Annotated in this window: 9 protein-coding genes; 3 read left to right on the forward strand and 6 right to left on the reverse strand. The window is 64.2% G+C overall.

Going from position 1 to position 12,703, the window contains the following annotated elements; translation table 11 throughout:
* Window positions 1–485 precede the first annotated feature (485 nt).
* From AC5P5R_RS01015 to AC5P5R_RS01040, 6 genes are all read right to left on the reverse strand, one after another.
* On the reverse strand, window positions 486–1,211 hold the full coding sequence (locus AC5P5R_RS01015) for an N-6 DNA methylase (protein WP_197639614.1): 726 nt from the start codon (window positions 1,209–1,211) through the stop codon (window positions 486–488).
* Window positions 1,204–1,893, reverse strand: coding sequence for a DNA N-6-adenine-methyltransferase (locus tag AC5P5R_RS01020; RefSeq protein WP_313225457.1), 690 nt, complete (start codon window positions 1,891–1,893; stop codon window positions 1,204–1,206). Before AC5P5R_RS01020 ends, AC5P5R_RS01015 begins: the two co-directional genes overlap by 8 nt.
* A 122-nt stretch (window positions 1,894–2,015) precedes the next feature.
* The gene (locus AC5P5R_RS01025) at window positions 2,016–2,228 is read right to left on the reverse strand and encodes a hypothetical protein (RefSeq protein WP_313225458.1); all 213 of its coding nucleotides are present in this window, start codon (window positions 2,226–2,228) and stop codon (window positions 2,016–2,018) included.
* 226 nt (window positions 2,229–2,454) lie between these two features.
* A complete protein-coding gene (locus tag AC5P5R_RS01030) occupies window positions 2,455–3,384 on the reverse strand; it encodes a hypothetical protein (protein ID WP_032960358.1) in 930 nt (309 codons plus the stop codon).
* 37 nt (window positions 3,385–3,421) lie between these two features.
* On the reverse strand, window positions 3,422–4,078 hold the full coding sequence (locus tag AC5P5R_RS01035) for a nucleotide-binding protein (protein WP_229295620.1): 657 nt from the start codon (window positions 4,076–4,078) through the stop codon (window positions 3,422–3,424).
* 91 nt (window positions 4,079–4,169) lie between these two features.
* Window positions 4,170–6,026: an integrase arm-type DNA-binding domain-containing protein gene (locus AC5P5R_RS01040; protein WP_229295619.1), complete on the reverse strand. Its 1,857-nt coding sequence runs from the start codon at window positions 6,024–6,026 to the stop codon at window positions 4,170–4,172.
* A gap of 294 nt (window positions 6,027–6,320) precedes the next feature.
* Here AC5P5R_RS01040 and mutS point away from each other — a divergent pair, with 294 nt between their 5' ends.
* The 3 genes from mutS to AC5P5R_RS01055 all read left to right on the forward strand — a co-directional run bounded on the left by mutS (window position 6,321) and on the right by AC5P5R_RS01055 (window position 12,657).
* The gene (mutS, locus tag AC5P5R_RS01045) at window positions 6,321–8,876 is read left to right on the forward strand and encodes a DNA mismatch repair protein MutS (RefSeq protein WP_062606759.1); all 2,556 of its coding nucleotides are present in this window, start codon (window positions 6,321–6,323) and stop codon (window positions 8,874–8,876) included.
* A gap of 199 nt (window positions 8,877–9,075) precedes the next feature.
* Complete coding sequence (locus AC5P5R_RS01050; protein WP_005412660.1) at window positions 9,076–10,833, forward strand: hypothetical protein; 1,758 nt, start codon at window positions 9,076–9,078, stop codon at window positions 10,831–10,833.
* A 180-nt stretch (window positions 10,834–11,013) separates the two neighbouring features.
* The gene (locus AC5P5R_RS01055) at window positions 11,014–12,657 is read left to right on the forward strand and encodes a catalase (protein WP_005408605.1); all 1,644 of its coding nucleotides are present in this window, start codon (window positions 11,014–11,016) and stop codon (window positions 12,655–12,657) included.
* The last annotated feature ends 46 nt before the right edge of the window (window positions 12,658–12,703 follow it).

The raw sequence follows: 12,703 nt of genomic DNA on the forward strand, positions 1-12,703 counted from the left end.
TTCTTGATTTGTGGTCCTGTTGTGGCCACAAATCCATCTAAGCAGGCTTTACGGAACTGGCAAGGGCTCGCGCCAACGGATGTTCGTTTCTGCTTTCGATGCTCCAGAAACACTTGAAAGTGTGAAATACCTCAAGCATCAGCCTGGGAGGTAACAAGTGCTTGTTACCCACTTGTTACCCTTCAAACCCTTATGTTTACTGGGGGTAACAGGTGGTAACAAGGTAACAAGTGGTTTAAGAGATCCACGCAAGAAAAATCCACTCACCGCTCACAACATCCATGCATACATCCATCGGGAGCTCGCGATCCACCCGTTACCCTGCTACCCCTTGTTACCTCCTTATGGGACAAGGCTTTCACGGGTAACAAGGGGGTAACAGGTGCTTGTTACCTGTTAGGAAAAACAAGAGCAAAAGCGGCTTGAAGCAAGAGCCGGCGGCTGCTCGCCGCCGAGTCTTGGAGAGGGAAAGGCAGGCCTCCGGCCTACTCGTAGTTGTAGGAGTGGGACCAGAACCCGCATCGCCTAGGGTCGGCCAACTCGTCCCCTTCTGCCGGCCCTTCTTCTTCCGTCTGCTTTTTTCCTCGGATCAGCTCGTTTCCCACCGTCACTTTGACTTCCCTAAGCGGCAGGGAATGAAAGGTCTGGTTCATGTGAATCTGCAAAGCCGTCATGGCTGCGCACAAGGGATCAATGTCTCCCGCGCGAACCCGGATTTCATTGCTTGAAATGAGGTTGAGGCGACTCCGGATCGCGGCCAGGGCCAGTGAGCCGGCACCACAACAACAGTCATAGACGTTACTCACGCTGGCACTGGGGTGCCGCCAGGTGAGGTTGGTGGCAAGGGCTTGAACCAGGTCCAAAAGATCGCCTGGCGTGAAAGACTGCCCCAGCCCTTCCCCGCCCTTCCTGGCCAGCAGCTCGGCATGGACCTGTCCAAGAATGTCCTCAAACGGCCTGCTTGCAGCGACTGCGTCGAAGTAAGCGGTGATGGCCGCCCCCACCTCGGGCACTGCGACAGCTCTTTCTTGCAAGGGGATAAATGCAAGCACTTTGGGGTCGATGTGAGCCACCAACTTCGCGTGGTAAATCCCGAGTGACATCAGCGCGTGCTGAACAAACGTTTCGACGGCAACCCGCGGATTCCACGGCTTGCCACCGGTGGAAGGAATGGCGCGGATGGCCTTCACCAGGTTGGCGACCTCATTCATCGTTGGCCGCCCCCATGTCAGCATCCAACACCCAACTCACACGCGCGAAATCCAGCTCCAAGTAACACCCGCGGATCTGCCCCTCCCTGACCGCCCGCTTCAAGCGACAGGCCCCCTCCTCGCCGTAGGCAATCCACGCAGGGCCAGCAGGGGGCGCGTCACCTACGTCTCCGTTGGCCCGGTGGAACTTCAGGCGGCCCTCCTGGAAAACCACCGCGCTGATGTTGGGATGGTTGAGCACGAAGCGCTGAAACCACTTGGTTTCCGTCCTCGCAAACACCAGGGCGATGCCACCGCCCGGGTGGTTGGCCATCTTCTCCATCCAGGCCTCTTGCCCCCGGCCGAACGGCGGGTTCATGAAAACGAAGGCATCCGCCGGCCATTCCGACGCCAGGCCGTCATCGCTGGGCTTGAACATCCGAGCCGCGGTGGGCCACGGCATCCCGTTCTCGGGCGTTGCCGGATCCAGGTCGAAGGGCCCCAGGCCAGTGTAGCCTTCCTTCGGGCTGCCCCAAATGAGCTCCGGCGGGGTGAGCCAGGTGTCCGTGCTTTGTGCTGCGGGCAGGCGGTCGTAACCGACCATGGCGGACGCGAGCTTGGTGGCGCGAGGGGCCGAGGTGTTCTTGCGCTGCTTCGGCAGGGACAGCGCGCTGGGGTCGAAGGGGTGAGCAACAGCGTTCATGGGAAATCTCCAGGGTTGAGGGGTTTTTGGGCAAAGCTCCGCCAGCACGGCTGGTCTGCCGCGTTTCGCGAAAAGGGTTGAGGGGGTTGGGCCTAGGCCCGGGTTACCGCTGCGCTGCTGGCTTAGCCGTTGGCGGCGTCGGCCACGTCCAGGAAGCTGTCCAGCGTTGCCAGCTGCAGGGTAAGCACCTGGCCGGGGTGGAGGCCGCGCATGTCGCGGTTGGGCACGATGACCGACGTGCTGGTGTCAGCGGCGAGCTGGGCCAGGGCCTGGGGGGTCAGGGTGGAGAAGTGGGTCGAGAGCGAGGGGTCGAGCGAGAGGATGAGCGGCTGCATGGCGGTGTCTGCGTCATTGACTTGGTGGCGCCAGCCTATCGATCAGGACATGGGAATCGGGCCCGAAAGGGGTGCTTGCCCCTTTCCCGTGCGGACACAAAAAAGCCCCAAGGGCGACCTGGGGCTTGAGCGGGTGAACAAGGCTGCGGCGGAAGCCGCGGCCTCCCTGCCTTTTCTCCCAAGACCGAGCCGGCGGGTAGCCGGCGAGAAATGCTCCAGCCTCCGGTCAGAACGGGCACGGCTTGCGAGCCTGACCTGTGGCAGCCGGCAGGGTCAAATCGAACAACGCCTCGCGAACCTCGGACTGAAGCATCTGCACGTCGCGCTCCTCCTCCCCCCACATGTCCAGCATTGCCGCCTGGACGGCTTGGGCGGTTGGGCTTTCCTCTTGAGCAACCGCCTCACGGGCTTTTCGGATGTCTTGCTCCACCCGGGCTAGGAGCTGGGCCAGCTCGCCCTGGGCGCTTTCCAGCAGCTCCTTGTAGCGTCCCGCGCAATCCTTTTTCAGCGCCTCGTCCGCCCAGGGCAGCGTGAACGCTTCGGGCAGCGTGGCTTCCTTGTGCATGAACATCACCACGCCCCGCTCGTCCTGCTGGAGCGCCCCACGCGCGCCACGCAGCAGCGCTGCAAGTGCAACCCTCTCCTCTTCACTGAGGTGGGAAAGGTCCAGCGTTGACACCTTGCCGTCCACCAGCCCCAGGCGGATCTGGGTTTTTTTGACCACTTGGAACGTCGCCGCTGGCCTTTTGACGGTTGCCCCAAGCAAGTCCTCATCGCGCCGAGACTCACGCCAGCGGCGAACCTTGGGGGCGCCCCTCACCCCTTCTGCCCATTCCAGAAGTCGGGGCAGGCCAATGGCCGCATGCTTGCCATCGTCTGCAAGCAACGGACCTGTTTCGCTGTCCATCGTTGCGAGAACCCGGAAAACCTTTTGGTTGATTCCCAGAAGTCCAGCGGCCTGCGCCGATGTCCACGGCGGGCTCAACTCCACCTTCGTTTTCGCCTTGGCCGCTTTCGCCTCTTGGTCAATGTCGTTCTTCAGACGCTTCCAGGAGACGCCCTCGCCGGCCAGGAACGCCGGGTGCTTTTGGCCCCAGGTTTTTCTGTAGCGTTTTAACAGCTGTGTTTCCGCTTCCTGCTTGGAATCAAGGGACATGGGTTTGCCGCACGGGTGGAATGACGATGGTAGCCGGTCAGAACCGGAACGGTGTGCGAGTGATTGGGTCCGCCGCGGGCGGCAGGCCGTCGTCCAAGCCTTGCGCACGGGCTTGGTTCCGGACCGCCCTCCACGCCGCCTGGAACGCGGATTGTGCCGCCTCCATTGCGTCATCGAATGGCTCGCGCGCCGCGACGCTGGTCCAAGGCTCCAGCAGCGCCTCGGCCAGGGGGGCCTCCCAGAGTTCGCCCTCGGCCAGGGCGCGATCCAGGGTGTCCTCGTCCACGGTGAGCACGTGCCCGGCAATGAGCCCTCCCACCACCGCCCATGGGTGGGGAATGGCCCAACCTTCATGGCACGTGATCAACGCAGCAAAGCGCCCGGCGTTCTTGCGCAGCTTTTCCAATGCCACCTTGGCCTCGTGGATCTGCCGCTCCAGCTCCAGCTCTCGCTGCTGTTGGCTCAAGCGCTCCAGCTCAGCGGTCAGCCGACGCTCTTTCGCTGACCTGCCCTGACGCCCATCCTTCCAAGCCACCAGTTCGTCGTAGTCGTATTTCACACGCTGGTTGGGGCCATTGACGGCGCTGCCGGTGGCCTTCTGAAAGCGGGGCCCGGTGGGCGGGGTGCGTCGCCTCCACTCGCCCAGCGTGTCGGCATGGATGCCCAAGAACCACGCGGCGGCCTTGGCGGACACCAACCCGCCTCCAGCGCTCTTCGCCCGGGCCAACTCTGCGTTCCAAGAGGCTTCCGCTTTGGCTTGGAACGCCTCTTCTGTGCGAACGGGCTCAATCCTCGTCATCGAGCGCCACCTTCTGGTTGCGTGCTGCAAAAATCGTCACTGGCGGGTCGTTGACCTCATCCAGCCGCGGCTTGTCCGTGCCCTTCCAGCGGTTCCAGACCCGGGGACTGCTCGCCATCATGTGCTCTTCCACCACGGCAAACGCTTGACGCAGGACCGACCACTCCTGCTCGGTGTAGATCGCGTCGGTGGCCGCGGAATCCTTGTCCTTGATCCGGTGGTGAAGCATCTGCGACACGACCCGGGCCTTGGTGCCGTGAATCCGTTCGGCATAGCGCCCCAAAGTGCGACGCAAGTCGTGGGGGGTCAGGCCGATGTCCACCTCCTCGCGCAAATCGATCAGCCCAGCGTCGCGACGCACGTTGGCGATGATGGATTTGCTGTCGGAGTAATGACCCGTTTTGCTGCGCCCGGACCTTGCCGGAAAGACGAACCGGGTTCGATCCAACGCGTGCTCAGCGTCAGCCACCGCCGCCTCCAAGGCGTCGATCAGTCCCCGTTGTCCACCCCGTTTGCTCGCGGCGCTCAGCGCGGCCTTGGCGGCCTCCAATCCCTGCTTGGCCCCCGTATCGTCCACGCGCTCGCTGAAGCGCCGCCGCAGGACGCGCTCGGCAAAGTAGGTGACGGGCAAGAACCGCTGCTCTTTGTTCTTGGTCTCGAAAAGGTAGACCTGGCTGCCCGCCCGCTTGGTGGTCGGGTTGATGTCCTCAGGACCCGCCAGCCAGACCCAGGACACCATTTCCTGCGACAACTCTCCGGCGGTGCAGCGGTCATACCACCGCAACGGGGCCGCCTCGCTGCGCCGTGTCCCCCAAAGCAAAGTCAGCAGCAGGTAGTCCGCCCCGGCCGCGTTGCGCCCGCCTTGTTCGTCCCGCCGTGCTGCAATGGCTTTGAGGACCTTGGGCAGGGTTTTGTCGTTCAGGGGATTGCGAACCTCGGCCCGGCTGTAATGGTTTCGCAGCTCGTGTGCTTCTCGGAGCATGTCCCGGGTATGGATGACCACCAGCGGGTTGTAGAACTGGCGTTGGGGCCGGCCAAAGCGATGATCGCGGGCTCTTTCCTCTTCGATGAGGAAGTCGACCGCTCGCCTGGCATCTGAAAACGTGTGTTCCGTTGAACTCAACCCTGCAGCTCGCACACGCTGGATGTATTTGCCGGTGATGCCCAACGCTTCCAGCTGGGACACGGTGAGCTTCGCCCAATCCGCCACCTCCGCCAGCTTCTTGCTCATGTCCCGCGGGATGCGATTGGACAGTTGCATGGAACTGATCCGGCAAGCATCAAAGGCCTGTTGGATGACCTCCAAGTGGAGCTCGTTCAAGGATTTATCCGCCAACCCAACCGCGGGGCGCAAAAGGCGGGCCAAACTGTCCCGCACCGCGTCCACGCTGGCCGGCTTGATCTTCTTGTTCTTTGCGCGGGCGTCCAGGTGGGCGATGTAACGCTCCAATGCCTCGCGCAAGGTCAGATCCCCGAACTCCTTTTCCGATTCCCTCTCCAGCGACTCCAGCAACTGCTGGCGCTTGACGTGGACGGGGTTCTTTCCCGTTTCTTTGAGCAGCGCCAAGTGCTCCCTGCACGCGTCCCTGGCCTCGTCCAGCCCCATGTCGCTCACGTTGCCCAAGGTAAAGCGGATCGGCGTGCCCGTGGGCCCGCGCTTCTGGCCCACGTAGGTGGTCATCGTGGAGCCGACCCGGAAGCCGAACCCCGTGGGAGCGCCTGGTCCACCGTCGAGCACCACGTAGGGTTTGGCTTCCGGGCGGGGGACCAAGCGAACCTTTCCCTGCGCATCCAAGGCCGGGCCTTTGTTGACCGACAACGCCAGCACCTGGGCGTAGGTCAAACTAAACTTGAGTGAACCGGACCTATTGCTCGACGCTGGACTTTTCAACGCATGCCCCTCTGGATGCCAGAGTTGCTACAGTAGCGCACGCCCAGGACCATTGCTACAAGCCGTTGCTACACCCGATAGAGCACTCTCGGCCGCATATCGCTACAACGTCGCTACAACAAACACCGTCACTCGCCCTCATTCGCCTCGAATCACCGCCACTGCCTCGAACAACGCAGACCTCAAGTGACTGATATCAAAGAAAACACTGAAACCACCAAGGGTTCCAAGGAACATACGCCTGCGATGAAGCAGTTCTTCGCAGCCAAGTCCGACTACCCGGACCTGCTGCTGTTCTTCCGCATGGGCGACTTCTACGAGCTGTTCTACGACGACGCGCGCAAGGCTGCGCGGCTGCTCGACATCACCCTGACCCAGCGTGGCAGCTCCGGCGGCGCACCGATCCCGATGGCCGGCGTGCCGGTGCATGCCTACGAAGGCTACCTGGCACGGCTGGTGGCGCTGGGCGAGTCGGTGGCGATCTGCGAGCAGATCGGCGACCCGGCGCTCGCCAAGGGCTTGGTCGAACGCAAGGTGGTGCGCATCGTCACCCCCGGCACGGTCACCGACGAAGCGCTGCTGGACGAGCGCCGCGACACCCTGCTGATGGCGTTGTCGCGCAGCAAGCAGGGCTACGGCCTGGCCTGGGCCGACCTGGCCGGTGGCCGCTTCCTGGTCAACGAAGTGGAGACCGACGACGCCCTGGAAGCCGAGCTGGCACGGCTGGAGCCGGCCGAGCTGCTGGTGCCCGACGAGGAGAACTGGCCGGAGTTCCTGCGCCAGCGCACCGGCGTGCGCCGCCGTGCGCCGTGGCTGTTCGACGCGGACAGCGGGCGCCGACAGCTGCTGAACTTCTTCAAGCTGCACGATCTGAGCGGCTTCGGTATCGATGACAAGCCCCGTGCCACCGCCGCCGCCGGCGCCCTGCTCGGCTATGTCGAGGAAACCCAGAAGCAGCGCCTGCCGCACCTGACTTCGATCGCGATGGAAACCGCCGGCGAGGCGATCGCGATGAACGCCGCCACCCGCCGCCACCTGGAATTGGACACGCGTGTCGACGGTGATACCCGCAATACCCTGCTGGGCGTGCTCGACAGCACGGTGACACCCATGGGTGGGCGCCTGCTGCGCCGCTGGCTGCACCGCCCGCTGCGCCTGCGCGAGGTGCTGGTGCAGCGCCACCACGCGGTGGAAACCCTGATCGATCGCGGTGCGGACGCCGACATCCGCGAGCAGTTCCGCCGCCTCGGCGATCTGGAACGCATCCTCACCCGCGTCGCGCTGCGCTCGGCGCGCCCGCGCGATTTCTCCACCCTGCGTGACGGCCTGGGCCTGCTGCCGGCGGTGCGCGAAGTGCTGGCCCCGCTGGACTCGCCGCGCCTGCAGGCCCTGCATGCGGCGCTGGGCGAACACGACGCGTGCGCGCAGCTGCTGGCCAGCGCCATCGCCGACATGCCGCCGCTGAAGCTGAGCGACGGCGGCGTGCTGGCCGATGGCTTCGATGAAGAGCTGGACGAGCTGCGCCGGCTGTCCACCCATGCCGACCAGTTCCTGGTCGACCTGGAACTGCGCGAGCGCGAGAGCAGCGGTATTCCCACCCTGAAGGTGGGCTACAACCGCGTTCACGGTTACTACATCGAAATCAGCAAGGGCCAGTCCGATCGTGCGCCGGTGCACTACACCCGCCGCCAGACGCTGACCAATGCCGAGCGCTACATCACCGAAGAACTGAAGGCATTCGAGGACAAGGTGCTGTCCGCGCGCGACCGTTCGCTGTCGCGCGAGAAGTACCTGTACGAGCAGCTGCTGGACACCCTTGGCGGGCAGTTGGAACCGCTGAAGCAGTGTGCCGCTGCGCTGAGCGAACTGGACGTGCTGGCCGCCTTCGCCGAACGCGCGCAGGCGCTGGACTGGGCGCGCCCGGAACTGCAGGCCGAGCCGTGCCTGAAGATCGAACGCGGCCGCCATCCAGTGGTCGAAGCGGTACGCGAACAGCCGTTCGAACCCAATGACCTGGACCTGCATCCGGACCGTCGCATGCTGGTCATCACCGGCCCGAACATGGGCGGTAAATCGACCTACATGCGGCAAAATGCGCTGATCGTTCTGCTGGCCCACATCGGCAGCTTCGTGCCGGCCAGCCGGGCGGTGATCGGCCCGATCGACCGCATCCTGACCCGCATCGGCGCCGGCGACGACCTCGCCCGCGGGCAGTCAACCTTCATGGTCGAGATGGCCGAGACCAGCTACATCCTGCACCACGCCACCGCCCATTCGCTGGTGCTGATGGACGAGATCGGCCGTGGCACCTCCACCTACGATGGCCTGGCGCTGGCCGACGCGGTGGCCCGCCACCTGGCCTACCAGAACCGCTGCTACACGCTGTTCGCCACCCACTACTTCGAGCTGACCGCGCTGGCCGACGAACAGCATGAGGGCGGCCGCAGCGGCATCGCCAACGTGCACCTGGACGCGGTCGAGCACGGCGAAGCGCTGGTGTTCATGCACGCAGTGAAGGACGGCCCGGCCAACCGCAGCTTTGGCCTGCAGGTGGCCGCACTGGCCGGCCTGCCGCGCGCCACTGTGGCGCAGGCACGGCGTCGCCTGGCCGAGCTGGAACAGCGCGGCGCTGAAAGCCACGCCGCCGAGCTGGCGCCGCAGGCGCTGGATGCCCCGCAGCAGTTCGGGCTGTTCGCGGCGCCATCCAGCAAGGCGCAGGAAGCGCTGGCGGCGATCGATCCGGACGAACTGACGCCGAAGCAGGCGCTGGAAGCGCTGTACCGGCTGAAAACGCTGCTGTAAGTGCGCCTGGCCAGGGGGCACCATGCCCCCCTGGAAGCCACCGCGGAGAATCCTGCATACTCGGCCACGCAGACCGCCACAGGGGAGCTGGGGCGCCGTTCCGCACAGTCACTGAAACTGCGATCCCAGCGGCATGCAATGGGGCCGGGCAACATGCCGCGGCATCGAAGCGAGGGGATTCGATCACGAGGGAACGAACATGCGGCGTACGGTTCTAGCGTTGTTGCTGGTGTGTGGCGTGGCCGATGCACAGGAATTCGTAAGCAGCGAGCGTACCTACGACGAACGCCTGCGGGGTGCGCGGGTCGCGGCGCTCGGCGATGATCTGTTTGGTGATTCCCTAAACAGGAAGGATGGCACGCTGCAGTTCTCGCAGACCGATGTCGTGGTGCCGACCAGCAGTGGAATGCGGGTCGCATTCACCCGCACAACGCCGAAGCAGAAACAGGGACTGGATCGCGCTGCCGCCCCGCTGGGGGCGTCCTGGGAGATCGATGCCCCCTACATGATGGGCTCCTACGATCAACGCCGGGGCTGGAATGCGGCGGGCGGCGGCCGCTGCAGCGGCAGCAACCTGTCCCCGACCGAGTGGGTGGGCCCGTCACCGGACTTCAACACCCGGGTCATCCCGAAGCACACCTATTGGAGCGGCATCTTCATCAACCTCCCTGCGGTCGGTTATGAATCCCTTTTGCTGAAGGAAGCAGGGGCAAGCCTGCCCCAGGATGGGGCAACCTACATTGGCACCTCGGCCAGCCAGTGGCGCGTCAGCTGCCTGCCAGCCATCAGGAATGGAACCGGCGAAGGTTTTGTGGTGCGGACCACCGATGGCACCCGTTACTTCTTCGATTGGATGGCGGTCCGCGACCAGCACGACGTGCTGGCCAACGAGTACTATCGTGATGGCAATGGCAATGGCACATCGCAGCCCTACCTGCTGGTTCCGGTCGTCGATGTCTTCCTCTACGCGACACGTGTCGAGGACCGCCACGGCAACTGGGTCAGTTACAGCTACGACGGTGCCAACCCGACCCGCCTGCTGGCGATCATTTCCAATGACGGAGCCCGGATCGATATCGACTATGACGCGCAGGGCAAGATCGGCGCCGTCCGGGCCGGGGATCGCACCTGGCGTTACAACTACGTCGACAGCTACTGGGGGCGCACGCTCAACGAAGTCGTACTTCCCGACCAGTCGCGCTGGACCTTCTCCACCGACCGCCATGTGGGCGCCATGCCGTGGACGATGGTGCCCCCCGTCCTGAATCCAGGCTTCTACATGAATTCCTGCGCGCAGAATGCAACGGGATTCCGCTCGGAAGATGCCGGCGACCCGGCCTTCAACGATGTGATCACCATGCGCCATCCCAGCGGCGCACAAGGGGTGTTCTCGCTTCGCCAGTTGATCCACGGATCGGACAACACGCCTGGCAGCTGCGGCATCATCGGCACTAGTTCCTCCAACTTCGGGTTTGGCTCATTCGGCATTCCCAATGCCTACATGGCCAAGTCGCTGGTATCCAAGACCCTGTCCGGGCCCGGCATCCAGCCCGCCTCCTGGACGTACACATACTCACCACACTGGTCATTCACCGGTGGCTGCACCTCCAACTGCGTTTCAACAACCTGGGAAAACCGGCCCGACGGCGTGCAGGCCGAGTATGTCTTCGGCAACGACTACACCGCCAACATCGGCGACCTGCAGATCGAGCGCCTTCGCCGTGCCGGCCTGGTGGTACAGGAAACCCGGTATGTGAAGGCAGCCGCATCGGGGCCCTACCCCGCACGCTATGGAACGCAACTGGCGCCACGCGGGAATCCGCTGACCACCCAGATCCGGCCGATGCAGGACACCCAGCTGCGCCGGGACGGGATGCTTCATCGTCGTTATGTGGATGCATTCGACGGCCTAGCGCGCCCGGTGCGCATCGTCGAATCGAGCACTGCTGGCCCATGATCGGAGCGTGTCGGGATGCGAGCCGCCGGGCGACCGGAACAAGGCCCCGGCAATGAATTCCCGACAATCGATAGACAGAAGCTATAGAAGTGAATGATTCATTCGATTATTCATTTCATCTGGCCATAGCTAAAGTCGAGTGAAGATGTTCCACCCCGTCTTCACCCGCAGGAGCCAGCCATGAGCCAGTCCGATAACAACAGCCCCAAGTGCCCGTATCACACCGCGCCGTCGCCTGCGGAAGGCGCCCAGCAGCAGCGTGAACTGAGCACCACGCCCAAGCAGAAGCACGGCGATGATCCGGTCACGCCGATGACCACGGCCTTCGGCGCACCGGTGGTGGACAACCAGAACAGCAAGACCGCCGGCCCACGTGGCCCGCTGCTGATGGAAGACGTCTGGCTGCTGGAGAAGCTGGCCAACCTCAACCGCGAGATCATTCCCGAGCGCCGCATGCACGCCAAGGGCTCGGGCGCGTTCGGTACTTTCACCGTCACCCACGACATCAGCAAGTACACCCGTGCCAAGCTGTTCGAGAAGGTCGGCAAGCAGACCGAGATGTTCGCGCGCTTCACCACGGTGGCCGGCGAGCGTGGCGCCGCCGACGCCGAGCGTGACATCCGCGGCTTCGCACTGAAGTTCTACACCGAAGAAGGCAACTGGGACCTGGTCGGCAACAACACGCCGGTGTTCTTCCTGCGCGACCCGCGCAAGTTCGCCGACCTCAACAAGGCCGTGAAACGCGACCCGCATACCAACCTGCGCAGCGCGCGCAACAACTGGGACTTCTGGACGTTGCTGCCCGAAGCCCTGCTGCAGGTGACCGTGGTGATGAGCGACCGCGGCATCCCGCGCAGCTTCCGCCACATGCACGGCTTCGGCTCGCACACCTACAGCTTCACCAACGCCGACAGCGAGCGCTTCTGGGTGAAGTTCCACTTCGTCAGCCAGCAGGGCATCGAATCGCTGACCGACGCGCAGGCGCAGATCCTGGTCGGCCATGACCGCGAAAGCCACGGCCGCGACCTGTTCGCCGCAATCGAGAAGGGCGACTTCCCGAAGTGGAAGCTGTTCATCCAGGTCATGCCCGAGCTGGAGGCGGAAACCTACCGCATCCATCCGTTCGACCTGACCAAGGTGTGGCCGAAGAGCGACTACCCGCTGATCGAAGTGGGCCAGTTCGAACTCAACCGCAACCCGGTCAACTGGTACCAGGACGTCGAGCAGTCCGCGTTCGCACCGAGCAATCTGGTGCCCGGCATCGGCCCGTCGCCGGACAAGATGCTGCAGGCACGCCTGTTCGCCTATTCCGATGCGCAGCGCTACCGCCTGGGCGTGAACCACCACCAGATTCCGGTGAACGCCGCACGCTGCCCGGTGCACAGCAACCACCGCGACGGTGCGATGCGCGTGGACGGCAACTACGGCGGCCTGCCGCACTACGAGCCGAACAGCTACGGCCAGTGGCAGGAACAGCCGCAGTACCGCGAGCCGCCGATGAAGATCCGCGGTGACGCCGACTTCTGGAATTTCCGTGAGGACGACGCCGACTACTTCAGCCAGCCCGGTGCGCTGTTCCGCAGCTACAACCAGGCACAGAAGGACCGCCTGTTCGCCAACACCGCCCGCGCCCTGGGCGATGCGCCGGACTTCATCAAGCAGCGCCACATCGACAACTGCAGCAAGGCCGACCCGGCCTATGGCGCTGGCGTTGCCGCGGCCCTGAAGGCGCTGGCCAGCCAGCCGTCGGATCCGTTCAAGCCGGCGCAGCCGGAAGCGGACTTCCCCACCGCGACCCCGGGCGCCGAAGACATCGAGCTCTGATCGCCCTGCCCCGTGAACAGCACGCCGCCTCCCCGTGAGGCGGCGT

This window comes from Stenotrophomonas sp. YJH_SMC_19 (genome assembly GCF_059367915.1).